Source organism: Cyanobium sp. ULC065, assembly GCF_977927515.1.
The window spans coordinates 2662695-2686690 of the sequence record NZ_OZ376393.1 but is presented as its reverse complement, the minus strand read 5'-3'; the positions used below and the strand labels follow the sequence as shown (position 1 = coordinate 2686690).

Genomic DNA, 23996 nt, shown 5'->3' with positions numbered 1-23996 from the left:
CCAATGCCGATGAAACCGTTTGCCGGGGTGTTCCTGGCGCTCGCCTGTCTGCTGGGCATCGCCGCCACAGGCTCAGTGTTTGAGCTCTCCTATGGCGACCCCGATCTCGGGGTCACCACCACCCGGCTGATCCTGGCGGCCTGCCTGCCTGGCACGGTCCTCAGCCTGCTGGTCGCAATTCGTCTCAACAAGCCGGCCTAAGGGGGGCTGGCACCCTCAAGCCTCACTTCTACCATCGGCACCTCCTGCCGCTGGGCACCTCCGATGCGACATCTCCGGCCGATCCGCGCCCTGCCGTTCCTGTCCGCGCTCGGCGTCGTGGCGATGGGCGGGGCCCTTGCTCCCCTTTACGCGCAAGGGGCACTGTTCGGCGCTCGCGATGTGGCGCAGGAGCGCTTCGTACTGGTGGCTGCGCCGATCGGTGACGGCACCCGCGCCCAGCTCAACATCTACGAGCAGATCACCAATCGCCGCCCCTGTTTCGCCGTGTCCGGCGCCAACCCGGCCCGCGTAGACCCGCTGCTGGGCACCTTCGACTTCACCGGCATCTGCACGCGCTACATCGATGCCAACGGCTATTCGCTGCGGGTGGGCGACAACGATCTGGCCACCGTGTACCGGATCAGCGTGGTGCGCAGCGGCAACGACAACATCCTGCTGGCCACGCCGCACCGCGGCAAAACCGGCCCCGAGATGATCCTGGCCCGCACCAACGGCCACGCCGCCGGCTTCCTGCAGTTCACCCCCGAGCCGGGGTGGAGGCTAATGCGTCGTCACTTCGGCACCCGCGCCCTCGGCCACGTCTACATCTATCGCGATAACTGGCCGGGCGAAACAACGGCCGCCCCGGCCGGATCGGGTGCACCAGGGGGCACAGCTCCTGGCAGCACCGCTCCCGCCCCTGCGGGCCGTGGAACACCAGGGGCCACAACACCACAGCCCACGACCCCAGCCGCCCGCCCCACTTCCGCGCCTGCGGTCCCCGGCAGCAGCGCTCCTCGAAGCACTACCCCCAGCACCACCGCTCCACGCACGGCGGTTCCCGGTGCAACGGCACCCGGTACCACGGCCCCTGCCACCACCGGGCCCAGCACCACAGCGCCCCGCACCACCGTCCCGCGGCCCTCATCGCCAGCGGGTGCTGCAGCACCGACCGGCTCAGCGCCCGCTACCGGTGCCACGCGCACCGCTGTTCCCCTGTCGCCGCCCCCGGTGGTTCCGCCGGCGCCAACCTCAGCACCGCGCACTCGGTGAAGCCTGGGCGGAGGCAGTTGCTACATTGAGCAATCTCCAGCCCCACTGCGTGGTTCATGACCCAGGTCACCGTCGGCGAAAATGAAGGCATCGAATCGGCGCTGCGCCGGTTCAAGCGTCAGGTGTCCAAGGCAGGGATCTTTGCCGACCTCAAGCGCCTGCGTCACCACGAAACCCCCACCGAGAAGTACAAGCGCAAGGCCCAGCAGCGCCGCCGCCGCCGCTGATCCAGCCGACCGCTCGGAACTCTCACTGCCGCATTCCCAGCACCACGCCGGCTCAACCCTGCTGAACCTCTGTTCCGTGGGGTTTTCGCGTTTCCAGGAAACCTGGCCATCGGCTTGGTAGGTCCGGCTTCGTCGGTCCAGCGTCCTCAACCCTGTGTCGTCAGCCCGGCTTTGTCAGCCGTATGTCGTCCGTTCGGCGGCAGGTTCTATCCGGTCTCCGTCCCATCCGCCTCGCGGCGGAGGCAGGGGTTCAGCCCGTTGGCCCGCTGAACGGGCTGGCCCGCTCCTCTCTGACTCGCAGCCTCATCCAGCCGATCGCCTGGCTGTCTGCGGCTGAGCGGGTAGTCGGCGGCGCTTTCCGACTGCCCATGGTTCAACCCGTGTCTCCCCGGGCCAGCTGCTTGCCCCCACCCAGCAGCTGGTTGCCTCCACTCAGCAGCTGGTCGGCGCCGGTTTGTAGCTGATCGAAGGAGCGATAGGTGAGGGCTTCCGCCAGGTGGGAGGCCTGCACCTCGTTGCTGGCTTCGAGATCAGCGATCGTGCGCGCCACCCTCACCAGCCGTTCGGCTGAACGGGCCGAGAGCCGCCGCTGCCGGATCGCGCCGCGCCAGCGCTCCAGCGCCGCCGCCGACAACGCCAGATTCTGCCGAAGAGCCTCGCCCGTCAAGGCGCTGTTCGCTTGCCCTGCCGGGTTTCGCCGCGTCATCCGTTCGCGCGCCTGCCGCACCCGCTCCGCCACCGCCCCGCTGCTGGGCGGTGGGCTATGGCCGCCGCCCTCGCCGCTGGCGGCGGGGAGCCCCACCAGCTCATCAGCCTCCAGGCGCCGCATCACCACCTGAAGATCGATCCGATCCAGCAGTGGCCCCGACAGGCGCGCCCAGTAACGCTGGCGCACCCCTTCCGGGCATTGGCAGCTGCGCAGCGGATCGCCGAACCAGCCGCACGGGCAGGGATTGGTGGCCGCCACCAGCGCTATCCGGCAGGGGAAGCGGGTCCGCTGGCGCTGGCGGCTGATCCAGACCTCCCCCTCCTCCAGCGGCTCGCGCAGCTGATCGAGCACGGCCCGCTGGAATTCAGCCAGCTCGTCGAGAAACAGCACGCCGTGATGGGCCAGCGACAGTTCACCCGGCCGCGGCAACGCCCCGCCTCCCACCAGGGCCGTGGCGGTGCAGCTGTGGTGGGGGGCGCGGAAGGGTCGCTGGCGGATCAGGCCCGCCTCGCCGCTCAGCAGACCTGCCACGGAGACCACCTGGGTGAGCTCGAGTGCTTCCTCCGGCGGCAGCGGTGGCAGCAGTCCCGGCAGGCGGCGGGCCAGCATCGTCTTGCCGCTGCCCGGAGGGCCCACCAGCAGCAGGTGATGGTGTCCGGCTGCGGCGATCTCCAGCGCCCGCCGGCCGTGGTGCTGCCCCCGCACATCGGCCAGATCCGCCGCTGCCCCCTCGCCTGGCCCTACGGGCCGATCTGCGGCGGGCCGGCAGGGGGACGCCAGGGCCGGATCCATCAGCAGCTGGGCCACCTGTTGCAGCGTTTCGGCCGGCCACACCGTGAGCCCCTCCACCAGGGACGCCTCAGCACCGTTGGCGGCCGGCACCACCAGGGCCCGCGCGCCGGCCTGCCTGGCGGCCATGGCCATGGCCAGCGTCCCGCGCCCAGGCCGCAGGGTGCCATCGAGGCCCAGCTCGCCGGTGCTCCAGACGCCGATCAGCCGCTGGGGATCAAGCTGGCCGCTGGCCAGCAGCATGCCCAGGGCGATCGGCAGATCGAAGGCGGGCCCCTCCTTGCGTAGGTCGGCTGGAGCCAGGCTCACGATCACCCGGGTGAGCGGGGGCCGGAAGCCGCTGTTGCGCAGCGCCGCCCGCACCCGCTCGCGGGATTCGCGGCCGGCGGTGTCGGAGAGGCCCACCAGCTGCAGGGCCGGCAGGCCCGGGGCGATGTCCACCTCCACCACCACCGGCGCCGCCTCCAGTCCCAGCAGGGTGGCGCTGTTGCAGCGTGCCAACATCGATCGGAAACCAGGGTCACCTCACCGGTTCCCGCCCTGTCCTGCCCTGTGGCGTCATGGCCTCCAGTACCCCACCCGCGGCCGACACGATCTTCGGGCGGATCCTGCGCGGTGAGATCCCCTGCGATCAGGTCCACGCCGACGACCTCTGCCTGGCCTTCCGCGATGTGAACCCCCAGGCGCCGGTGCACGTGCTGGTGATCCCGCGTGAACCCCTGGTGAATCTCAATGCGGCAGGGGAGGAGCACGAGGCCCTGCTGGGGCATCTGCTGCTGGTGGCCGCCAGGGTGGCCCGCCAGGAGGGGCTCACGGGTTGGCGCACCGTCATCAACAACGGCGCCGAAGCCGGCCAGACCGTCTTTCACCTGCATGTGCATGTGATCGGTGGGCGTCCATTGCACTGGCCACCGGGCTGACCGCCCCCTCCCACCGCTCCCTGCCAGCGGCGACAATGGGCGGACCTGTCACGGTCCATGAGCTTCTTCAAGGCGTTCCGCGAGCAGCTCGGCAAGCTGCAGCGCCTGGCCCAGCCTTACTTCCTCCCCCTGGAGGAGAGCAGTTCCTGGCAATTCCTGCTGCTGGTGCTGTCCCTGCTTGCGGTGGTGGTGGGCGTCACCCTGCTGCTGCTCACCGGCTCGGTGGCCGCCGCGGGTGTGCTCATCCCCGATCTGCGCAGCCGCTTCTTGCCAGGGGTGCCCGAGCAGGTGGCCGCGCTCTGGAGCGGCCCGATCGGTCCGGTGGTGATGGCGCTGTTCGCCGGCGGCCTGGCGGTGTTCAGCAGCTTCCGGGCGAAGCTGCGCCAGGGGCGCTGGCTTCCCTGGCTGTTGATCGGCGTGATCACGTTGTTGATCCTGGTGATCAACGGCATCAACGTGGGCATCAGCTTTGTGGCCCGCAACGTTGATAACGCCCTGGTGGCCTACGACCAGGACGGCTTCTGGAAGATCGTGGCGATTTATGCCTTCTGCCTGGTGCTGGCTCTGCCGATCCGCGCCACACAGAGCTACCTGATTCCCAAGCTTGGCCTGCTGTGGCGTGAGTGGCTGAGCGGCCGCCTGCTCACCCGCTACCTCTCGAACCGCGCCTATTACATCCTCAATCCCAACGACGAATCCCAGCAGGAGATCGATAACCCTGACCAGCGGATTTCTCAGGACACCGCCAGCTTCACTGGCACCAGCTTGAGCGTCACGGTGGAGATCCTCTCCGCGCTGCTCACCTTCGTGAGCTTCATCATTGTTCTGTGGAGCATCAGCGTGAATCTCGCGCTGCTCCTACTGGCCTATTCACTGGGCGGCACCGCACTGATCGTGTTCGCCAGCCGCAAGCTGGTGGCCTTGAACTATCAGCAGCTGAAGCTGGAAGCCGATTTCCGCTACGGCCTCGTTCACATCCGCGACAACGCTGAGTCGATTGCCTTCTACCGCGGTGAACAGCAGGAAGGTAAAGAAGCGGAGCGCCGGCTGAGTGGCGCGATCGTGAACTACAACAAGCTGATCGTGTGGGAGGCGCTGATCCAGGTGATCCAGCGCTCCTACGACTACTTCTCGCGCTTTCTGCCCTGGCTGGTGATCGCTCCGGTGTATTTCGCAAAGGAAGTTGATTTCGGCGTGTTCGGGCAGGCGAGCATCGCCTTCAGTCAGGTGCTGTTCTCGGTCAGTTACATCGTCAACAACATCGACCGCCTGGCGGCCTTCTCCGCCAGCATCAGTCGCCTGGAGGGCTTCCAGCTCAAGGTGGATGAGATCGGCAGCCAGGCCCGCGAACGCAACTACCAGGATTCACTGCTGGCAGACGCCTCACACCAGACCATCCTGGTGAAGCATGCCGATCTGGTGCCACCCCACACCGACCGCCGCCTGATTCACGACATCAGCCTGGAGGTGGGCCCTGCTCAGCGGTTGCTGGTGGTGGGCCCCAGCGGCTGCGGCAAAACCTCGTTTCTGCGCATGGTGAGTGGCCTGTGGCCGGCTGCGGCCGGCACGGTGGAGCGGCCACCGCTGGCGGAGTTGTTGTTCATTCCCCAGAAGCCCTACATGATCCTGGGCAGCCTGCGGGAACAGCTCTGCTACCCCCAGCAGCCCGAGCGCTTCAGCGACGACCACCTGCGCAGCGTCCTGGAAGAGGTGCGGCTGCCGGAGCTGGTGCGCCGCTACCCCGACCTCGACATCAAGCAGGACTGGCCCCGCCTCCTCTCACTCGGCGAGCAGCAGCGCCTGGCCTTCGCCCGGTTGCTGCTCAACTCTCCCCGTTTTGTGGTGCTCGATGAGGCCACCAGTGCCCTCGATGTGAACACCGAGAAGCATCTCTACAAGTTGCTCACCGAGCGGGACATGGCCTTTGTGAGCGTGGGCCACCGCCCCACCCTTGCCGCCTTCCACGACACCGTGCTCGAACTGGATGGCCAGGGCGGCTGGCGCCTGCTGCCGGCCACCGGCTATGACTTCACTCGCACCTGAACGCCCCATGCCCACCGATCCGGAACCCGCACCCGCCACCGACCAAGCCACTGCTCCAGCGGCAGATACCGCCGTGGCAGCTCCCACAAGCGCCACCACGGCCGATGCCCCTGCCTTCGGCTGGAGCGGTTATGCCGAACGGGTCAATGGCCGCTTCGCGATGATCGGCTTTGCCTCCGTGCTGCTGATCGAAGCCCTCAGCGGCGACACCTTCCTGCACTGGGCTGGCCTGGTGCCTTGAGCCTGGCTTGGGGCGGGGTTGTCATGAGAACACATCCACCGATTTGAGCACCGATGGGGACCATGGCAGTGGGTGATTGGTACGAAAGAGCATGAAATCAGGTGATTGGTAGATCATGCGGAAGGATTGATCGGCCTTGAGTCGCCGTTGCAGCACGCGATCCTTCTTCGAATCGGAGCCATTCAGCAGAATGTAGTCGTAGTGCTGCAGGAACTTTGATGTCATGTACCGCTCGCCATCACTGTGCAGGCGCTTGCTGATCACCCTTCGATGGGAGAGGTGGGGAGCGATGTCGATGGGAGCCAGGACTGCCGAGTCTGGCTGAATCAACGACACAACGCGATGGGCCTCTTCAATCCGCTCGAAAGACGAATGGTTCGTCATGATCCTGATGAACTTCGTTAGCCCGAACATGCACAGGACAGCCCACACAAGCAAAAGGCTGGATCGGATCTTGGGAAAGCCGTAGGTTCGCGAGGAAATCGCAAACAGAATGATGAACGGAACAATCGGCAAACTGTAATGGAGCATGAGCCCCTTGTGATTGGGGTGATCGCTCAGCAGATTCAGCAACAGCGCAGGAGTGGCGCCCATCAGTTCAGGAAATGCCTTGATGTTGCTGGTGAAGATGACAGGGAGAACCAGCAGGAACAGGTAGAAGGCATTCTCAACGGAGAACAGATGGCGAATCAGAACCATCGGATTGAACAGGATGGTTGTGACCACCTCTTGGTGGGAATTACCGAGATAGCTGAAAAACCGGCCAATCCAGTCGTGCTTTATCACCCCACCCCCGAATGATGGGGTAACGACCGAAATGATCAGGGCGAGGTAGAAGGTGGACAGGCCCATCACCAACAGGCCTGTCCTGCGGTCCCGCCTGATCAGGAAGTAGGCACCAAGCCCGATGCATGTGAGTGCCAGGGCCTGCTTGCAAGCCAACACCACTCCGATCGCCACAAGGGTCATCCAGAGATGGCCTCTCCGCTGGCTGTAGATGGCCAGGAAGAGAAATGGAATGGCAATGATTTCGGGATGGAAGTCGGAAACACTTGCATTGATCACCACCGGATAGAGGAAGTAGATGAAGGCCATCAGCCTTGCGTCCTGATCGCTTAGCCGATAGTCTTTCGCGATCAGGTAGACGATTGGCCCACTGATTGCCAGGCTGAATGCCTGAACGGCGAACAGCCACTGAACCGATGGATGAATCCTGTACAGCAAACTCAGGGGGTAGAAGATCCACGAGGCATGATCGCCAAGAATGTGAAAGCCCAGGTAGGAGGAGATCGGTGGCAGTCCCTGGCTGATCAGGTACACGGCCTGATCAAAGATGCCGAGGTCGAAGGCACTGGAAGAAAGGGTGTAATGGCGGTAGGAGGCGCTCAGGAAAAACACCACGAAGAGGCCCAGAGAGGCCAGCCACAGGCCACGCGGAACCTTCCGATCGACACCGTTGACGCCAGCGGTGGTTCCGACCTTGTTGCCCGGCGAGGGCGTTGATTCCATTCTTCGTGATTCGGTCATGCCGTGCCCATCTCCTGCCTCAGCCATGCTTCCACAGCAGGCTGTGAGGGCCCCCACTCCGCCGTCGCACCTGCCTGATGACCCATGGCCGGGCCATCGCGCCGGGTTTTCGGTTCATGGCAGCTCCAGCAGGTCCACCTGCCAGATCCCGCCGCGGCTCACCTCCACCGCCAGCTGGCGCCCATCGCCGCTGAGGCTCACCTGGCGCGGCACCCCCGCTGGATCCAGCGGCAGAGGCTGAAACCCCTGGATCGAGCGCCGGTACAGCCCCAGCTCGGTGCGGCCGTCCCGCTGCCGCACCACCGCCAGCCGCTCACCGCTCCCATCCACGCTGGCGCTCACCGGTTGGGCATCGGGGCGGTTCAGTCCAGGCACGGGAACCGGCCGGTTGGTCCGCAGATCGACCAGAACCACCTGCTCCCGGCCCTGGCGGCCGCTGATCAGGGCCAGCCACCCGCTGGCCAGGGACGGCTCACGCCCAGTGGCGCCGGCTTGCTCCAGGGCCTGGTTGATCGGTACCAGCGGCCGCAGGGGGGAGGCACTGCAGCCGGCCAGACCGACCAGCAGCAATCCAACAAACAGGGTCGGCGGCTTCCTCATCGCCCCGGCACTGCCAGCCCGGGCGGCAGATCGGGTTCGAGCAGACCACTGAGATCGAACAGTTCCACCTGCCGCTGGCCGCCTCGCACCAACTGCATGGCGAGGCGCCGGCCGTCCGGGGCCAGGCTGAGTCGCTCGGGCTCCTGGCCTCCCGGCAGGGGCAGGGGAATGCCACGGCCGTTGGCACGGTCCTCGATCACCGCCAGGCGCCGCTCACCCCGCTGCACGATCACGGCCAGGTAGCGACCGTTCCAGCTCAACGACGGGGAGCTGTGGGGCTGCTGCCGCTGCAGGTGGCGCAGGGGAATCACTCTGCCGCTGAGCCGCTCCTGGAGCAGCACGGTGGTGCGCCCGCCGCGCTCCACCAGGCTGGCCAGCAGCCGGCCATCCCCGCTCAATGCCGGCTCCTGGCGCGCCTCGGGTCGGAGGCCGGTGGAGGGGGCCGGCCGGCTTCTCGGGCCCAGCCCGCAGCCTGAGAGCCAGACCACCAGCTGCAGGGCCAACAGCCAGGGCACCCAGCGCAGGGGGCCTGGCCGGCCCCAGCCCAGACCTCTCACCGGTGGCTGGAGGTCAGTCGTCGAAACGGGAGCTGTTGTCGCGGCTGGAGCCAGGGCGAGCGCTGCTGGAGGCATTGCGTGCACCGGCAGGACCGGACGCATTTCGAGCACTGGCGCTGCTGCTGGAGCGCAACGGTGTGTAATCCGCGTCGCTGGCCGGATCAGGGGTGCTGCCGGAGGCTGGTGCACCGCCAAGACCGCCGCGCAGCGGTGAACCCATGGGTACCCCGGCTGCGGGGCGTGACGAGGGCTCAGCGCCGCCGGGCAGTGGACCGGCACCCGGAATAGGGGCGTTGCCGCTGCGCCGGCTGGAGCGGGGAACAGACTCGCTGCTGGCGATAGGGCGGGTGCCTCGGCGCGGCTCCGCAGCCACATCCCGATCACGACGGCGGGCGCCGAAGGCGGGCCGGAGCTGGGGGCTGCAGTGCTGCGGGGGATGAGCCTGCGCGGAAGGCGGGATCCACAGCGGCGGGGCGCTCGTCGACGCGGGGGAGCGGGGGCAGGATCCCAGTCGTCGGTGTCGGCGGGGCGGCGGCTGGCGGCCCGCTCTGGGATGGCAGGGCGCGCGGTGCGGCGCGGACGGTAGAAGTCGTCGTCTTCGGGTTCCGCCTCGCGTGAACGGATCCTGCGGCGTAGGGGCTGGGGTTCTTCCAGGCGGTCGACATCGGGGTTCCAGTCGCCGCCACCCATGTGGCCACGGGCGGGAGGTGGCAGGGGTTCGTCGTCGTCGAAGAAGGAGGAGCGCCGGGCCTGCTCAGTGGTGACGCCCCTCAGGCGCACGCTCTCGTAGGCGAAAAAGACGGTGGTGCCGGCCAGGAGAAACTGACCGAACTGGAGGATCGGATCGAGGCGCCAGCCCTGGAAGAAGAGGATCCCACCGCAGAGGAGGCCGATCGCCGCGAAGAAAACGTCGTAGTCGCGAGCGAGGGCGGGCTTGAAGCTCCTCATGAAATAGAGAAAGGCTCCGCCGACGGCCAACACGATGCCGACGATGCTCGCCCAGTTCAGGCTGGCATTAACCACGTCTGGAAGACCTCAGGCAGAACGGACGTCCGCATCCTCCGACTGGAGAACCCGTTCAAGCACTTTAGGGACATCTCCAGAGCGCGGCCGGGAAGACCCGCTCACCGTTGCCGCACCAAGGGTGAGCAGCAATCAAGCCCGTGACGGGAGCCTGCCGGTTGCGTTCTGCAGGCCGATGCTGCGGAGCTCTGCGGCGGATCTTTGCAACGCACTGCTACTGGAGACCGGCGTGGCCTCCAGTAGCTCAAGGCCTGGCTGCATCTCGACACTTGGGTCTGCCTGTGCGAGCGCTGGCCGTGTTGGTCAAGCGGATCAGAGCTTGCGGTCGACCTGATCGGTTTGGCTGATCAGCACGAGCGCGATGCTGATGGGGATCACCACAATCACCGCTCCCCACACGAGGCTGCTCAGGAAGTTGGCGAGGGAAGGGGTCATGGTGGCGCTGGTGGTGGCTGGGATCCTAGTCAAGGGCCACCGCTTCCTACGATCAATGGTCTTTCTGCTTAGAGCTTTGTGACGGCTGCAACCTTGCTGCGTTCGATGCCGGCGCTGAACCTGCTGCTGGGTCTGGTGCTGGGCGCCTGGACCCTGCTGTTTCTGTTCCGCATCGTGCTCACCTGGTACCCCCAGATCGATCTGCAGCGGGGCGCCATGCGGTTGATCGGCTGGCCCACGGAGTCGCTGCTGGCCACCACCCGCCGCGTGGTGCCGCCGATCGGTGGCGTCGACGTGACACCGGTGATCTGGGTGGGGCTGATCAGCCTGATGCGCGAGTTGCTGCTGGGCCAGCAGGGCCTGCTCACCCTTGTGGCGCGGCATGGATCCACCCTGGGGGCCGGCTGAACCGGTTCGCCCGGGGCGAACAGGACAGCCTCAGAGTGCTGGCCGAACCACCACCCACAAGCCGCCCGTCACAGAATGGTGGCTGAATGCCGCCGGCCCCGAACCAGCAGCCAGAACTGCCAGCCTCGGCAAACCACTGGCTGATCTGCCGGCATCAGCCCGGCAGCATCTCCTGCTCCACGAACTTGGTGTGGATGTCGCCGCGCTGAAACTCGGGCCGGTCCAGCAGGCTGAGGTGGAAGTCGATCGTGGTGGAGATGCCTGTGATGGCGCATTCCATCAACGCGCGCCGCATGCGCCGGATGGCGCCCTCACGATCGGGTGCCCACACGATCAGCTTGCCGATCAGGGAGTCGTAGAAGACGGGAATCTCGTAGCCCGTGTAGACGTGGCTGTCGACCCGCACTCCAGGCCCGCCCGGAGGCAGCCAGCCGGAGATGCGCCCCGGCGCTGGCCGGAAATTCTTCTGTGGATCCTCGGCGTTGATGCGGCATTCAATGGCGTGCCCGCGCAGCTGCACATCGGCCTGCCGCATGCGCAGGGGCTCACCACCGGCGATATGCAGCTGCTCGGCGATCAGGTCGATGCCGGTCACCATCTCCGTGACCGGGTGCTCCACCTGGATGCGGGTGTTCATCTCCATGAAGTAGAAGGCACCGCTCTTGTCGAGCAGGAACTCCACGGTGCCGGCGCCCTCGTAGGTGATGCTGCGGGCCGCTGCCACCGCCGCTTCCCCCATGCGCTGACGCAGGTCGGCATCAAGCGCCGGGCTGGGCGCTTCCTCCAGCAGCTTCTGGTGACGGCGTTGGATCGAGCAGTCGCGCTCCCCAAGATGCACCACGTTGCCGTGGCGGTCGGCCAGCACCTGCACTTCCACGTGCCGGGGCCGGTCGATGAACTTTTCCATGTAGAGGCCAGGATTGCCGAAGGCAGCCTCGGCCTCGCCCTGGGCCGCTTTGAACAGGCTCTCGAGCTGGTCGGCATCGGGCACCAGCCGCATGCCCCGCCCGCCGCCACCGGCGGTGGCTTTGATCATGACCGGATAGCCCATGGCCGCGGCGACTGCCGCTGCCGTCTCGGCATCGGCCAGCAGGCCCTCGCTGCCCGGCACGGTGGGAACACCCACCCGCTGCATGGTGGCCTTGGCGGTGGATTTGTCGCCCATCGCCCGGATCGCCTCCGCCGAAGGACCCACGAAGGTGAGGCCGTGTGCGGCGCAGATCTCAGCAAAACGGTCGTTTTCGGCCAGGAAGCCATAGCCGGGATGGATGGCGTCAGCGCCGCGGGAGATGGCCGCCGCGATGATGTTGGGAATGTTGAGATAGCTCTTTCGGCTGGGCGCCTCGCCCACGCACACCGCTTCATCGGCGAGCTGCACGTGCAGGGCGTTGCGATCCACAGTGCTGTAGATGGCCACTGTGGCAATGCCCAGTTCTCGGCAGGAACGCAGGATTCGCAGCGCGATTTCGCCCCGGTTGGCGATCAGCAGCTTGCCGATGGGCATCCCATATGCATCTAGGCGCAGCGGACTGTATCAGCGCTCAATCAAGCGCCTGCCGCCCGGTGCCATCCCGGCAGCCGGCCCGGTGGAAGCGGCCCACCAGTTAAGCGCTGATGGTTGATGCTGACCCATCTGCGCTGTGCCATCGCGCGAGGTGTGGGGCGCAGCGGAAGGGTGGGCCGGGCGATCGGTATATTGACGAGTCGAAGGGGGTTCGCCCCTGACGGCCACGCGGATGTGGTGGAATTGGTAGACACGCACGTTTGAGGGGCGTGTGGCTTCGGCCTTGCGAGTTCAAGTCTCGCCATCCGCATTTCTCTTCACCAACTTGACCGGCCCGCCGTCCGCCACAGCGATCGTGCTGGTCTGCAACGGCCCCGGTGAACTCACCACCTGGGTGCGCCCTCTGGCCGAACGGTTGCATGCGTCCCTGGCCTTGCGTCCCCGCCAGCCTCAGGCGGCCACCGAGCTGCGGCTGGTGCTGGTTCCCTGCCCGAATGCCACAGGCCATGAGCGCCAGGCCGCCGAAAGGCTCGGCCTGTTCAACTCGATAGTGCCAGCCGACAGGTTCTGGAAGCTGCTGCTGCGTCCCCGCCGCTATGGCCCTTGGCCGGCCAGGGGTGTGGTGGTGTTCCTGGGCGGCGATCAGTTCTGGACGGTGCTGCTCAAGGCCCGCCTCGGCTATCGCCACCTCACCTACGCGGAGTGGGTGGCGCGCTGGCCTCGCTGGAACGACCGGATTGCTGCGATGGGCACGGAGGCTGAGCGCCGCCTGCCTGCCCGCTGGCGCCACCGCTGCACCATCGTGGGCGATCTGATGGCTGACCTCTCCGAGACGGCCCGTGCTGAGGCGCCCTTGCCGGCCGGCCAGTGGGTGGCCCTGCTGCCTGGTTCGAAGCGCGCCAAGTTGCTGGTGGGGGTGCCCTTTCTGCTCGACACCGCCGACCGGCTCGCCGCTCTGAGGCCCGACTGCCGCTTTCTGTTACCCGTGGCGCCCACCACCACCGTGGCCGAACTGCTCGCACTGGCCGGACCCGCCAATCCGCTGCAACGGCACTACGGCAGCAGCGAGCCCCGCTTGCTGGAGCCCTCCGCCGAGGCGCCATCCCGCTGGCTGGAAACCGCCGCCGGCACGCGCATCCTGCTGGTGGAGCAGCATCCCGCCCACGGGGCGCTGAGCCAGTGCGCCCTTGCCCTCACCACCGTGGGCGCCAACACTGCCGAGCTCGGCGCCCTCGGGGTGCCGATGATCGTGCTGGTGCCCACCCAGCATCTTCAGGTGATGCAGGCCTGGGACGGATGGCTGGGGCTGGTGGCACGCCTGCCGCTGCTGCGCTGGTTGCTGGGGGTGGCGCTTACCGCCTGGCGGATGCGCCAGCGCGGCTTCCTTGCCTGGCCGAACATCTCCGCCGGGCGGGCTGTGGTGCCCGAGCGGGTGGGGCCGATCCTTCCCCAGGAGATCGCCGCTGAAGCCGCTGACTGGTTGTCCCATCCGGACCGTCTGGCGGGGCAGCGGGAGGACCTGCGCAGCTTGCGGGGGCAGCCCGGAGCTGTGGCCGCTCTGGCCGCGATGGTGACTGATCTGCTTCCCACTGCGTAGGTTGAGGGCTGCCTTCTTGCCGCTCGTCGCCTCCGGCCATGGCCCCTTCCGATTCAGCTGCCGCTTCATCCCCCGCTCCCACCCCGGCGGAAGCGGATCAGATCTGGCAGCAGAAGCTCACGCCTGAGCAATACCAGGTGGCGCGCCTCGGGGGCACGGAGCGGGCCTTCACCGGTGCCTACTGGAACAACAAGCAGGCCGGGCACTACAACTGCGTCTGCTGTGGCACCCGGCTGTTCACCTCCGACGCCAAGTACGACTCCGGCTCCGGTTGGCCCAGCTTCTGGAGCGGCCTCGATCCCAAGGCGATCACCACCGTTGAAGACCGCAGCCACGGCATGGTGCGCACGGAAATCCGCTGTGCCAACTGTGAGGCGCACCTTGGACACCTGTTCACCGACGGTCCAGCGCCCACGGGTTTGAGGTACTGCGTGAACTCGGCTTCGCTCGACTTTGAACCGAAGGAAGGGGCAGGATGAAAATCGCTCCACGAGCGCTGTGATCAGACCAGGCAATGATCAGCGACGGGCGCAATCAGTCTTGGCCGCCAAACCTACAGTCCGCATCACTTCAGGCCGCGCGGTGACCGTGGACCTTCATCACAGAAGGCCGTGATCACCAGGGATCTTCAAAATCGTTACGGCGGCGCCGAGCGGCCTGATCGGTCACATCCTCATCTCTGTACGGCTCCACGTCCACATCGACGGGATCCTCGGCCATGGGTGGGCGCCGACGGCTGTCCGGGCGCGCCTGAAGAGGGCGCTCGCGCAGGGGCAGCGTGCGCTCTGAGCGTGGCGGGAGAGGATCGAGTGGTTCCAGTGGTTCACGGCCGGGCTGGTCATTGCCGTAGCCGCTCTCCTCGCCGCGGATGAAGTCCCGGTCTTGAGGACGACCGAGGCCGCGGACCTCGTCGTTGCCATAGCCACGGCCCTCTTCCCGGTTGAAGCCCCGGTCGTCGTCGCGGTCGAAGCGGCGCGACTCGCCACGGCCATAAGACTCCTCCTCCTCGTCGTCGAGGTAGCGGCGCTGACGCAGCGGCTCCTGCCGCCGCCGCTCCAGCTCCACGTATTCGAGCTCCTGATCGACGCTGGGCTCCACAGCCCGGTTGGTGGCGGGCTGGATCCGGCGCTGCTCCTGGACGCTGGGCTGCCCGGAGGCCAGCTGGTTCTCCACCGGCACCATCGTCTGGCGGAAGCGATCGCGCTCTTCCTGCTCCCAGCTGGGGCCGCCGATGCCGAGCTTCTCGAGCAGGCCCGTGCCCAGTTGCTTGAGTTTTTCTTCCGCCCCCTCGTACACAATGATGCGGTCGGGGCCGCTGCTGACGACCTCCTCCACCGCCAGTTCCCAGGTGCTCAGCACCCCCTCGCCCAGCAGGGGCACGCCGAGGGCCCCCAGCACCAGGGTGGTGAGCTCACCGGTCTCGATGTCGAAGCTGAAGCCGAGCACCCGGCCGAGCTGCTCGCCCGACTCGCTGATCACCTGGCAGTTGATCACCTTGCTGTAGCGCTCGGGATTGAACCCCTGCGCCAGCGAATCGGCGGAATCCACCAGGATCACATCGCCCACCTGACGGATGCGGTCGAGCGGCATCCAACGGGGCAGGCCCGGCAGGAAGCGGGTGAGGGGGTTGTCGCGCAGGCCGAGGGCCACCACCTCACGCCGGTCAATGTCCACCACCACCTCGCCCACCACCCCAAGGCGGCGCCCGGTGTCACGGGTGATCACCTGGGTGCCCATCAGCTCCGACCGCAGCCAGAGACGGTCGCTGGGTGCGGCGGCGGCGGGATCGGCGGAAGGAGGAATGGAAGAGGTCAACGGCCAGATCCCGCGGGGTGTCGGCGACATTGGGGCTGGGGGTCATTGTGACCCACGACCCCGGTGCTGGGGGTTCGGTCTAGGCGGCAGTAGGCAGACCCACCACCTGAGTGTGGGCGCCACGGGCCTGGGTGACGCCGATCGTGCGGGTGGCGGCCGCGATCATCGGGCGCCGGTGGCTGACCACCAGGAACTGGGCCTGGTCCGCCTGGCTGGCGATCAGGGCGGCCAGCCGCTCCACGTTCACCCCATCGAGGAAGCTGTCCACCTCGTCGAGGGCATAGAAGGGAGAAGGGCGAAAGCGCTGCAGGGCAAACAGGAAACTCAGTGCCGTGAGCGATTTCTCCCCCCCTGACATCGAGGCCAGCCGCCGCACCGCCTTGCCCTTGGGGTGGGCCACCAGGGTGAGTCCCCCTTCCAGCGGTTGCTCCGGGTTTTCCAGCTGCAGGTGCCCTTCGCCATCGGAGAGCCCGGCGAAGATCGTGCGGAAGTGCCCGTCCACAGCCTGGAAGGCCTCCAGGAAGGCCTCCTGACGCAGCGTGGCCACGGTTTCAATCCGCAGCAGCAGCTCCTCCCGCTCCTTGCTGAGCACCTCGAGGCGCTCCTCCAGTTCGGCAATCCGCCGCTCCAGCACCTCCAGCTCCTCAAGGGCGAGCATGTTCACCGGCTCCAGCGCTTCCATCCGCTGCTGCAGCTGCAGCTGCGACTGCTCCAGTGCAGCCAGCCCCGCCTCGCGCACGCCCGCCGGCAGCTCCGGCAGGGGATCGGGCAGCTCGCGCTGCATCGCCTCCAGCCGCAGCCCCAGCCCCCGCTCCTGCTCAGCCAGAGCAGCGAGCTCCTCCTGCAGCCGCTGCAGATCCCACTGCTGCTGCTGCAGGGCGAGGCGTGCGGCCGCGAGGCGGGCTTCGGCCTCATCGCGCGCGCGCCGCCGCTCCCCGAAGCGTTCCTGCAGCGCACTTTGCTGCGCTTCCAGGGCGGCACGGCGCTGTAGGGCCTCGCTCTGCCGCTCCCGCCACTGGCCATGGGCTTCAGACAAGGCGAGCACGGCCTGACGCAGCCGCTGCTCCTCGCTGGCCAGGGCGTCGAGCTGATGGCCGAGCCGCTCCGCCGCCAGGGTGCGTTCCCGGCGCGCCGTCAGGAGGGCGTCGCGGTGCTGGCGGGCCTCGTGCAAGGCGGCATCGGCGCTTTCGAGCTCCTGCTGCAGCCCCTGCCAGCGGTCGCTGTCACCGCTGCCCTGGGCGGCGGCCTCCTCCTGCTCCAGGGCCGCCAGCTGCTGCTGCGGTGCTTCCAGCAGCGCCACCACCTCACTGTGGCGTTGCTGATCGGCAGCTTCGGCGGCGCGGGTGTGCGCGAGGCGCTCGTTGAGCTGCCGCAGCCGCTCCAGCTGGGGGCCGGCAGCCCGCTCAGTGGCAGCGCGCTCGGCTTCAAGGCCGGCCAGCCGTTGCTGGTTTCCCTGCAGCAGCGGCCGCAACTGCTCCAGCTGGCGCCCCAGCTCAGCCTCCTGGCGGCGGCAGGCCACCAGGCTTTCGCCCAGTTCCAGCAGGCGCCGCCGCAACGGTTCGGCCTCGTCGTGCTCGCCGCTGCTGCCGAAGCTGAGCCTGTCACTGCGTTGCTGCAGGCTGCCGCCGGTCATGGCGCCACTGCGCTCCAGCAGCTCGCCCTCCAGGGTGACGGCGCGGCAACGCCCCAGCTCCTTGCGGGCGCTGGAGAGGTCTTCGAACACCAGCGTGTCGCCGAACACGTAGCGGAACACCTCGCCGTAGACGGGCTCGTAGCGGATCAGATCCACCGCCCGCCCCACCAGCCCACCGGGGTTGCTCCAGCTGCTGGGCGCCGCCTGGCTGCCGCCGCCGCGGATGCGGTTCAGGGGCAGGAAGGTGAGCCGGCCGGCCCGGCGGCTCTTGAGCAGCTCGATCGCCCGGGCGGCGATGCGATCGTCGTCGACCACCACCTGGCCCAGGCGCGCCCCGGCCGCCACCTCCAGCGCCAGTCGTACCCGTTCCTCCACATCGCCCAGCTGGGCGACAGGGCCGTGGATGCCCTCCAGGCCGGATTCGAGCAGCAAGCGCAGCGCGCCGGTGCCCCGGCTTTCCTGCAGGGTTTCGCGGCGGCTTTCCAGGCGTGCGATATCACGCTCCAGGCCGATCTGTTCCTGCTCCAGCCGGGCGCGGGTGCGTTGCTGCAGCGCCAGGGCTTCGGCCAGCTGCTGGGCCTGCTGCTGCTGCCCGGCCAGGGTGCGCTGCAGCGCGAGGGTTTCCGTCTCCAGACCGGCCCGCCGTTGCTGCAGCTCCTGGTCGTCGCCGCTGCCACCCTCCAGCTCGGCGCCCAGTTCCAGCAGGCGCTCCTGCTGCTGGCGCAACCGCTCAGCCAACTGCTGCCGCTCCTCCAGCAACGGGGCAATCACGCTCTGCAGCTGGCTGCGCTGCTGGCTGCGTCGCTTCTGCGCGTCCAGCCAGCTGCCCGAACGCCCGGCCACCTCGCCCAGCCGACGCCGCGAGAGGTTGACGGCTGCTTCAGCGTTGTGGCAGGCCTGCTCGGCCGCCTCCAGCTCCTGGCGATCGTCGTCGCCCGTGAGGGCGTGCTGCTGCTGCCGCAGTTCCCCTTGCTGGCGGCTGAGCGCCTGGCGCTGCTGCTGCAATTGCTCGGCTTCCTGCTGATTCCGCTCGCCCTGACGGGCCAGTTCCCGGTTGCTGGAGTCGAGGCCGGCCAGTTCGGCCTGAACGCCGAGCAGCTGGTCTTCGCCGAGGGCCTTCACTTCCGCTTGAAGGGCTTCAAGCTGCTGCGCGTTCTGCTCCAGAGCCTCCTGGGCGGCAGCGATGGCCAGCCGGTCGGCGTCCTGCTGCGCCGTGAGCGCCGTTTGGCGGCGCGTCAGGTCGGCGCGTTGCGCCTGGGCCTGCTCGAAGCGCAGCAGCTGTTCCTGCAGGCGGCCGTCGTGGTGTTGCTGGCGCAGGTCCTGGTACAAGCGGGCCTTGGCGCAATCGCGCTCGAGTTTCTGGCGGCTAGCCAGCAGCTCCTGCTCAACGATGCGGCAGCGTTCCTGTCGCTCCTGCACCTCGTCGAGCTTGGCGCGGGTCTGCTCGATGCGGCTGTCGAACAGGGCCACGCCCGCCAGTTCGTCGATCAGGCCCCGCCGCTCACGTGCGCTCATCGACACGATGCGGGTGACATCGCCCTGCATGACCACGTTGCTGCCCTCCGGATCCACCCGCAGGCGCCGCAGCTGGGTCTGCAGTTGCTGCAGGTTGCAGGGCACGCCATCGGCGCTGTAGCTGCTGCTGTAGGTGCCGCCTGGCGCCACCCTCAGGCGCCGGCTCACGGTCCATTCGCGCTGGCCGGCCTGGATCCAGGGACCCTCTGCCGGGGCTTCAAGGCCCTCTTCGGCGCCATCCGGCTGCCAGTCGCCGAGATCAAAGCGCACACTCACCACCGTTTCGGCGGCCTTGCCCTGGCGCAACACGGCGCTGTTGATCAGATCCGGCAGGCGCTCGGCCCGCATGCCGCGGCTGGAGGCCAGGCCCAGGCAGAAGAGCACTGCATCCAGGATGTTGCTCTTGCCCGAACCGTTCGGCCCGGTGACCACGGTGAAATTGGGTTCAAGGCTGATCGCCAGCGATCCGCCGAACGACTTGAAATGTTTGAACTCGACCTGATTGATGTGAACCAACAGGCCCGCGCTTCGAGCAGGCCGAATCTATCGGACTCCGACACAATCTCAACCCCCACCCGCGAGGCGCTGCTTAGCCTGGAACCGCAAGCGTCACCCCCGGGCAGCCCCATGGATCAGCACACCCCGACGCTCAGCGCCGAACGGTTCCGCGAGCGGTTCGAGGCCCTGCTACCCACCATCCAGCAGGAATGGCCCCAGGTGGCAAGGGAAACCCTAGAAGCCACCCGCGGCAGCTTCGACGAGGTGGCCTCCCTGATCGCCGAGCACACCGGCCGCACCGTCAGCGGAGTGCGTGGCCAGCTGCTGGATCTGCTTCATGGCGCCTCCGATCAGACCCGCCAGCTGGCCGATCGCATCGGTCCCCTGGAGGAGCAGCTGGAGAACCTGCTCGACGACCTGAACACCAGCCTGCGGCCCCGCCTTGAGAAGCCAGTGCGAGAGCGCCCCCTGCTGGCCGTGAGCGTGGCGGCGGCCGTCGGGGTCGTGGTCGGCCTGCTGCTCTCCACCGGGCGGCGCTCCGAATGAGTGGCGACAACCACCGCCGCAACGACGACGGCGCCGGCGTGGGCCGCATGGCAGCGGGACGCATCACCGCCCTGGTGGCTTCTGTGATGGACCTGCACGTGCGCATCGCCCTGCAGGAGGCCGACAAGGAGAAGCGCCGCCTGATCAGCGGCGGCCTGCTGCTCGGTGCGGGCATCAGCATGGTGATGCTGGCCACGGTGGCCAGCCAGCTGGCCCTGGTGCTCTGGCTGCAGCTTGGGCTGGCCTGGGGCTGGATCCGGTCGGTGCTAGCCGTGATGGCCCTCGATCTGGTGCTGGCCGGGCTGTTCCTGCGCATCGGCGGGCAGCTCACCAAGGGGCCCTACCTGCCCCAGACCACCGCTGGCCTGACCAAGACCACGCGAGCGATTCTGGGCCGCTGAGGCACGCGCCAGGCGGTCGCGGTCAGCGGAGGCGTTCAGCGGAAGAGTTCAGCGGATCGTGTAATTCAGCCAGCGGCAATCGATTCCGCCGTTGCTCACCGGAACGCGCCGGTTGGCCTTCATGCGCAGGGCGCCGGTGTGGGCGGCGTTGCCGCTCAGAAGCCACAACGACCAGCCGGAGCAGCGCTCCTTGAGCAGGCGGCCGAGATCGCTGTAGAGCGCCTCCAGATCGTCGTCGGCGCCGAGGCGCTCGCCATAGGGAGGGTTGCAGACCAGCACGCCGGGGGTTTCCGGGGGCTGGAAGTCCCGCACATCACCGGCCTGCAGGTCGATCCAGGGGGCCACACCGGCCGCGGCGGCATTGTGGCGTGCCTGCTCCAGCACGTCCGCGTCCTGCTCGCGTCCCACGATCGGCGCCAGCGGGCTGCCGTCGGCCAGACCGGTGCGGCGGCGGCAGGCGGCAGCAGCCACCGCCTGCCGCCACAGCTCCGGGTCGAAGTCGGGCCAGCCCTCGATCGCGAAACGGCGCGGCTGGGGCTGACCGTTGGCGTCATCCAGCAGCCCCGGAGCCCGCGCCAGCGCCAGACAGGCCGCCTCGATCAGCAGGGTGCCGGAACCGCACAGCGGATCCGCCAGCGGCACCCGGCCATCCCAGCCCGTGCAGGCGATCAGGCCGGCGGCCAGGTTCTCCTTGAGCGGCGCCAGGCCCATGGCCGCCCGCCAGCCGCGGCGGTGCAGGCTGCTGCCGGCGGCTTCCACGCTCAGTTGCGCCTGGCCGCCGCCCAGGTGCAGTTGCAGGCTGAGATCGGGATGGTCCAGGTCGATGCCGGAGCGGCGGCCGTGGCGCTGGCGCTGCAGATCCACAAGAGCGTTCTTCACCTGCAGGGCCGTGAAGTGGCTGTGGTTGAGGCCCGGGGCCGAGCCGGTCACATCGACGCGGAAGCTGGCGTCCGGCGGCAGCCAGCGGTCCCAGTCGGCTGCCCGTTGGATGCCGTCGTAGAGCGCATCGGCGCCCGCACAGGGAAAGACCGCCAGGCGCCGCAGCAGGCGAAAGGGCAGGCGAGCCTCCAGCAGCACGCGATAGAAGCCCCCCGGCTCGATCCGAAAGCTGGCCGCCCGCCGCAAGGGCCGCACATCGCTGGCACCGAGCTGGGCCAGTTCCTCAGCGCCCTGCTGCTCCAGGCCCTGGGGCAGCACCGCCACGGCAGCGACAGGTTCGGTCATGCCCACCGGCTTTCCCCCATGCCCTGTGCCCTCACTGCTGCCACAATGACAAGGTCCGTCCTCGGGCGGACTAGGTGGCTCACACCGGTGCTTCGGACAGCGGTTCGATTCCGCTCAGCTCCATTCCCGCATCTGCGGGCCTCCAGGGGCTGCAATGGTTTCGACGGGGTATGAGGAGGGTGACTGAAGCCTGCTCGGTAAGAGCAAACCCGTAACAGCGAACAACATCGTTCGTTTCTCCCGTCAGACCGCCCCTGTGGCTGCCTGACTCCTATAGGGAGATGGGGTAAGTCAGCCTTATCACCCAAATGACTCACGGGGGCTGGAAGGCCCCCATTTCATTGGCACAGCAAGTGTTTTCGGGATTCGCACGTCTTCAGTTCCGAGCCTGTGACCATCTCCGTGACCTTCCGGCTGTGAACGTTGGCTGAGATGGTGCGTCCATCGCCCAATGCTCAAGCTCTCCCGTGAGTGTCCTTGGCTTCGGCGCCGACTTGCTTCCTGGCCCGCCCTTCAAGTTCACGCAGCATTCATTTAGGTGGTTGCCTGGCTAGTCTCCGTTGCGTATTTGTATTTGTGTCCGCTTTATTGAAGAGGTAGAGATTGCGTTTGTGTGGCTATTCGCGTTTCTTATGAGTCTCTGATTCCGTGGTAATTCACTAACTTCTTTTGTGCTCTTTTGTCAGCACTGAGATAGCCGTCAGTCGCCAATGCGTCCAATTAAGCTCCCGAAGTGGCTCACCACTTCCGGTATGGCACGGCGTCTGGGAATCCATCCGAAAACGCAGCTACATCTTCGTCGTCAGAATTTCAGCCCGCTCAATCAAGGCAAGCACTTTCGCTTGGGGGGGGATCACAACTGCAGCTCCGCTTCAATGGCAACCGGCAGAAACTGAGTTGGCCTTCACTTCCTTCTCGCGGGTCGATCCCTCCCGTGTCGAAGCCTTTCCCCGCGTTGAGGATTGAGTAGTGGGCGGTGCAAGTGCGCCCGGTTTCTCAGTGCCGGCTTCTGCGCGGCAACTGCAGGATCTGGAGGTGGGGCGATGACCGCCTTCAGCAGCGGACCGTGGATTCCCAGCGGCAAGCAGAGCCCATGTCCTCTCTGCGGCAGGGACGTTGACGGCAAATGCCGCCGCACTGACAGCTCGATCAGCGCTTATTGGGGGGAGCGGTTCAGTTCACCCGCCGGCATGTTGCTCGGCAAGGTGCTGAACATCGACGGTGGCCGCTGGGCCGTGGTGAGCCTCACTGGTGGATTCGCTGGTAACAGCCACATCCTGCGCCCCCACGTCGACCACCTGGACTTCAGGTCAGCAGCGCGGCGACAGCTGAAACGGCAAGCGGCAACGTTGGCGCCAGTCCTTTGCGAGCTGTTCGCGAAGGTGCGCCTTTGGGTCCACACCTGCCTGGTGTCGGCGTCCGAAGCACAAGGGATCGGGAAAAGTGAGTTCTGGAAGATCCTGGGCGGTGAATGGTTCTCTGATTCGCTCGGCGATCTGCGCGACATCCGAGAGGATCGGATTCAGCTTCACTCTGCCTGGATTCATGAGTGGGGCGAGATCGACAACATCATTGGCAAGCGGGAGAGCGAAACCCTTAAGCGGTTCGTCTCCTGCAGCCAGGTTGATTGCCGGCGACCATATGGTCGAGGCGTTGAGCACCTGAAGCGATCATGTGGCCTGGTGGGTACAACGAACCGCCGGGACTTCATGAAAGACCCAACGGGAAACCGTCGCCTTCCGGTGATCCACATTCAGAGCGTGGCCCTGCCATTGGTCAGGGCGAACCGGGACAGGATCTGAGGAAGTGCGGTGGCCGCATATCGCCGTGGTGAGCGGTGGTTGTACACGCCGGAGGAAGGCGATCTGGTAGCGCCCATGCCACTGCCTTCGCCGCTGAGGACCCGTTGCGCGAGGCGATCGCAGGGTGGGCAGACGACCATCCCGAGGTGATCGAAGCGCCGAGCGTCCAGATCCTTAAGGCAGTGGGCTACAGCGATCAGCTGAAGGATCAGGGACTGCGGCACAAGGCAGCCAACGCCTTGACGGCGCTCGGCTGGCGACGGACTGCAGGGCTGACCCGTTACTGGCTGCCCGATGGCACCCGGATGGACAAGAGCTATGGCTGCGCCGCCCAGAACTGGGGGCATCAGCTTCCACGCCGGACCCGGCATGACGCAGCAGATCGACTCCGCCCAGGCGGTGCTCACCGCTGGAAGGTAGTTTCTGTGGCGATGACCCCAGGGATGTCCCCAGTCCAAATCCTTTGCACTGCAATGGTTTCTCCTCTCTGTGGGGACATGGGGACTTCAATAAGCAAGAACAGGAAAGGGGATGTAGGGAGGAATTCAACAGGTGCTTATGCGCGGAGAAGTATCCACCTCCCGAGGATGGAAACCATGCCCCCATGTCCCAGCCCCTTCACCCCTGGCATCCGCCATGGATCCCAACCCAACCCCATCAGCCAGTGGTAGGTTCCGCGCCACCTTCAGCAGCTCCGCCGAGCTGGCCTTGGCCCTAGCCACCGCCTG

General features: G+C 67.1%; 21 protein-coding genes and 1 tRNA gene. 13 read left to right on the top strand and 9 right to left on the bottom strand.

Going from position 1 to position 23996, the window contains the following annotated elements; genetic code table 11:
* Window positions 1-3 precede the first annotated feature (3 nt).
* The 3 genes from ACXMDP_RS13340 (at window position 4) to rpsU (ending at window position 1481) form a co-directional block, all read left to right on the top strand.
* The gene (locus ACXMDP_RS13340; RefSeq protein ID WP_259729777.1) at window positions 4-201 is read left to right on the top strand and encodes a hypothetical protein; all 198 of its coding nucleotides are present in this window, start codon (window positions 4-6) and stop codon (window positions 199-201) included.
* A 63-nt stretch (window positions 202-264) separates the two neighbouring features.
* Window positions 265-1254: a DUF3747 domain-containing protein gene (locus ACXMDP_RS13335; RefSeq protein WP_259729776.1), complete on the top strand. Its 990-nt coding sequence runs from the start codon at window positions 265-267 to the stop codon at window positions 1252-1254.
* 56 nt (window positions 1255-1310) lie between these two features.
* On the top strand, window positions 1311-1481 hold the full coding sequence (rpsU, locus tag ACXMDP_RS13330; RefSeq protein WP_006172073.1) for a 30S ribosomal protein S21: 171 nt from the start codon (window positions 1311-1313) through the stop codon (window positions 1479-1481).
* A gap of 373 nt (window positions 1482-1854) precedes the next feature.
* Here the strand turns inward: rpsU and ACXMDP_RS13325 are convergent, their stop codons facing one another.
* Window positions 1855-3483 (bottom strand): YifB family Mg chelatase-like AAA ATPase, encoded by a 1629-nt coding sequence (locus ACXMDP_RS13325; protein WP_259729775.1) that lies wholly within the window; start codon window positions 3481-3483, stop codon window positions 1855-1857.
* A gap of 56 nt (window positions 3484-3539) precedes the next feature.
* On the opposite strand from ACXMDP_RS13325, the gene ACXMDP_RS13320 reads away from it, so the two are divergent.
* From ACXMDP_RS13320 to ACXMDP_RS13310, 3 genes are read left to right on the top strand one after another with little or no spacing between them, the layout of a single operon-like run.
* A complete protein-coding gene (locus tag ACXMDP_RS13320; RefSeq protein ID WP_094512749.1) occupies window positions 3540-3899 on the top strand; it encodes a histidine triad nucleotide-binding protein in 360 nt (119 codons plus the stop codon).
* Window positions 3900-3956: 57 nt separating this feature from the next.
* A complete protein-coding gene (locus tag ACXMDP_RS13315) occupies window positions 3957-5942 on the top strand; it encodes an ABC transporter ATP-binding protein/permease (protein WP_457766944.1) in 1986 nt (661 codons plus the stop codon).
* 7 nt (window positions 5943-5949) lie between these two features.
* Window positions 5950-6183 carry a chlorophyll a/b-binding protein gene (locus tag ACXMDP_RS13310; protein WP_259729773.1) on the top strand — a complete coding sequence of 78 codons (234 nt, stop codon included), beginning with the start codon at window positions 5950-5952 and terminating at the stop codon, window positions 6181-6183.
* 21 nt (window positions 6184-6204) lie between these two features.
* Here the strand turns inward: ACXMDP_RS13310 and ACXMDP_RS13305 are convergent, their stop codons facing one another.
* From ACXMDP_RS13305 to psbX, 4 genes are all read right to left on the bottom strand, one after another.
* On the bottom strand, window positions 6205-7737 hold the full coding sequence (locus ACXMDP_RS13305; RefSeq protein WP_259729772.1) for a DUF2079 domain-containing protein: 1533 nt from the start codon (window positions 7735-7737) through the stop codon (window positions 6205-6207).
* Between the two features lie 87 nt (window positions 7738-7824).
* Entirely contained in the window at window positions 7825-8310 is a 486-nt protein-coding gene (locus tag ACXMDP_RS13300) for a TolB family protein (RefSeq protein ID WP_259729771.1), read from the bottom strand.
* Window positions 8307-9890, bottom strand: coding sequence for a Ycf66 family protein (locus ACXMDP_RS13295; protein WP_457766943.1), 1584 nt, complete (start codon window positions 9888-9890; stop codon window positions 8307-8309). The genes ACXMDP_RS13300 and ACXMDP_RS13295 overlap by 4 nt, the downstream gene beginning before the upstream one ends.
* Window positions 9891-10202: 312 nt before the next feature.
* Complete coding sequence (psbX, locus tag ACXMDP_RS13290) at window positions 10203-10325, bottom strand: photosystem II reaction center X protein (protein ID WP_094512754.1); 123 nt, start codon at window positions 10323-10325, stop codon at window positions 10203-10205.
* 105 nt (window positions 10326-10430) lie between these two features.
* On the opposite strand from psbX, the gene ACXMDP_RS13285 reads away from it, so the two are divergent.
* Window positions 10431-10733: a YggT family protein gene (locus ACXMDP_RS13285; RefSeq protein ID WP_259729847.1), complete on the top strand. Its 303-nt coding sequence runs from the start codon at window positions 10431-10433 to the stop codon at window positions 10731-10733.
* Window positions 10734-10887: 154 nt separating this feature from the next.
* Here ACXMDP_RS13285 and accC read toward each other — a convergent pair whose 3' ends face one another.
* Window positions 10888-12237, bottom strand: a complete 1350-nt coding sequence (gene accC / locus ACXMDP_RS13280) for an acetyl-CoA carboxylase biotin carboxylase subunit (RefSeq protein ID WP_094512756.1) — start codon at window positions 12235-12237, stop codon at window positions 10888-10890.
* Window positions 12238-12465: 228 nt separating this feature from the next.
* On the opposite strand from accC, the gene ACXMDP_RS13275 reads away from it, so the two are divergent.
* From ACXMDP_RS13275 to msrB, 3 genes are all read left to right on the top strand, one after another.
* Window positions 12466-12547, top strand: a tRNA-Leu gene (locus ACXMDP_RS13275).
* Window positions 12548-12562: 15 nt separating this feature from the next.
* Window positions 12563-13834, top strand: coding sequence for a glycosyltransferase family protein (locus tag ACXMDP_RS13270; RefSeq protein WP_094512757.1), 1272 nt, complete (start codon window positions 12563-12565; stop codon window positions 13832-13834).
* 38 nt (window positions 13835-13872) lie between these two features.
* Window positions 13873-14313 (top strand): peptide-methionine (R)-S-oxide reductase MsrB, encoded by a 441-nt coding sequence (msrB, locus tag ACXMDP_RS13265; RefSeq protein WP_094512758.1) that lies wholly within the window; start codon window positions 13873-13875, stop codon window positions 14311-14313.
* Window positions 14314-14449: 136 nt separating this feature from the next.
* Here the strand turns inward: msrB and ACXMDP_RS13260 are convergent, their stop codons facing one another.
* Together ACXMDP_RS13260 and smc are read right to left on the bottom strand one after the other, a co-directional pair.
* A complete protein-coding gene (locus tag ACXMDP_RS13260; RefSeq protein WP_457766942.1) occupies window positions 14450-15679 on the bottom strand; it encodes a PRC-barrel domain-containing protein in 1230 nt (409 codons plus the stop codon).
* 49 nt (window positions 15680-15728) lie between these two features.
* Window positions 15729-19313, bottom strand: a complete 3585-nt coding sequence (smc, locus tag ACXMDP_RS13255) for a chromosome segregation protein SMC (RefSeq protein WP_259729768.1) — start codon at window positions 19311-19313, stop codon at window positions 15729-15731.
* A gap of 111 nt (window positions 19314-19424) precedes the next feature.
* On the opposite strand from smc, the gene ACXMDP_RS13250 reads away from it, so the two are divergent.
* Together ACXMDP_RS13250 and ACXMDP_RS13245 are read left to right on the top strand one after the other, a co-directional pair.
* Window positions 19425-19841: a glycine zipper domain-containing protein gene (locus ACXMDP_RS13250; RefSeq protein ID WP_259729767.1), complete on the top strand. Its 417-nt coding sequence runs from the start codon at window positions 19425-19427 to the stop codon at window positions 19839-19841.
* Window positions 19838-20242, top strand: coding sequence for a phage holin family protein (locus ACXMDP_RS13245; protein WP_255101124.1), 405 nt, complete (start codon window positions 19838-19840; stop codon window positions 20240-20242). Before ACXMDP_RS13250 ends, ACXMDP_RS13245 begins: the two co-directional genes overlap by 4 nt.
* Before the next feature lie 48 nt (window positions 20243-20290).
* Here ACXMDP_RS13245 and ACXMDP_RS13240 read toward each other — a convergent pair whose 3' ends face one another.
* Window positions 20291-21466, bottom strand: coding sequence for a THUMP domain-containing class I SAM-dependent RNA methyltransferase (locus tag ACXMDP_RS13240; RefSeq protein ID WP_259729766.1), 1176 nt, complete (start codon window positions 21464-21466; stop codon window positions 20291-20293).
* Between the two features lie 1190 nt (window positions 21467-22656).
* Here ACXMDP_RS13240 and ACXMDP_RS13235 point away from each other — a divergent pair.
* Window positions 22657-23268 carry a VapE domain-containing protein gene (locus tag ACXMDP_RS13235; protein ID WP_457766941.1) on the top strand — a complete coding sequence of 204 codons (612 nt, stop codon included), beginning with the start codon at window positions 22657-22659 and terminating at the stop codon, window positions 23266-23268.
* Window positions 23269-23996: the final 728 nt, after the last annotated feature.

Coding starts and splice junctions, on each gene's coding strand:
- ACXMDP_RS13315 (WP_457766944.1), top strand. CDS start 3,957: ATGAGCTTCTTCAAGGCGTTCCGCGAGCAGCTCGGCAAGCTGCAGCGC.
- accC (WP_094512756.1), bottom strand. CDS start 12,237: ATGCCCATCGGCAAGCTGCTGATCGCCAACCGGGGCGAAATCGCGCTG.
- ACXMDP_RS13260 (WP_457766942.1), bottom strand. CDS start 15,679: ATGTCGCCGACACCCCGCGGGATCTGGCCGTTGACCTCTTCCATTCCT.
- ACXMDP_RS13325 (WP_259729775.1), bottom strand. CDS start 3,483: ATGTTGGCACGCTGCAACAGCGCCACCCTGCTGGGACTGGAGGCGGCG.
- msrB (WP_094512758.1), top strand. CDS start 13,873: ATGGCCCCTTCCGATTCAGCTGCCGCTTCATCCCCCGCTCCCACCCCG.
- ACXMDP_RS13245 (WP_255101124.1), top strand. CDS start 19,838: ATGAGTGGCGACAACCACCGCCGCAACGACGACGGCGCCGGCGTGGGC.
- ACXMDP_RS13335 (WP_259729776.1), top strand. CDS start 265: ATGCGACATCTCCGGCCGATCCGCGCCCTGCCGTTCCTGTCCGCGCTC.
- rpsU (WP_006172073.1), top strand. CDS start 1,311: ATGACCCAGGTCACCGTCGGCGAAAATGAAGGCATCGAATCGGCGCTG.
- ACXMDP_RS13310 (WP_259729773.1), top strand. CDS start 5,950: ATGCCCACCGATCCGGAACCCGCACCCGCCACCGACCAAGCCACTGCT.
- ACXMDP_RS13305 (WP_259729772.1), bottom strand. CDS start 7,737: ATGGCTGAGGCAGGAGATGGGCACGGCATGACCGAATCACGAAGAATG.
- ACXMDP_RS13235 (WP_457766941.1), top strand. CDS start 22,657: ATGTTGCTCGGCAAGGTGCTGAACATCGACGGTGGCCGCTGGGCCGTG.
- psbX (WP_094512754.1), bottom strand. CDS start 10,325: ATGACCCCTTCCCTCGCCAACTTCCTGAGCAGCCTCGTGTGGGGAGCG.
- ACXMDP_RS13300 (WP_259729771.1), bottom strand. CDS start 8,310: ATGAGGAAGCCGCCGACCCTGTTTGTTGGATTGCTGCTGGTCGGTCTG.
- ACXMDP_RS13285 (WP_259729847.1), top strand. CDS start 10,431: ATGCCGGCGCTGAACCTGCTGCTGGGTCTGGTGCTGGGCGCCTGGACC.
- ACXMDP_RS13240 (WP_259729766.1), bottom strand. CDS start 21,466: ATGACCGAACCTGTCGCTGCCGTGGCGGTGCTGCCCCAGGGCCTGGAG.
- ACXMDP_RS13340 (WP_259729777.1), top strand. CDS start 4: ATGCCGATGAAACCGTTTGCCGGGGTGTTCCTGGCGCTCGCCTGTCTG.
- ACXMDP_RS13250 (WP_259729767.1), top strand. CDS start 19,425: ATGGATCAGCACACCCCGACGCTCAGCGCCGAACGGTTCCGCGAGCGG.
- ACXMDP_RS13320 (WP_094512749.1), top strand. CDS start 3,540: ATGGCCTCCAGTACCCCACCCGCGGCCGACACGATCTTCGGGCGGATC.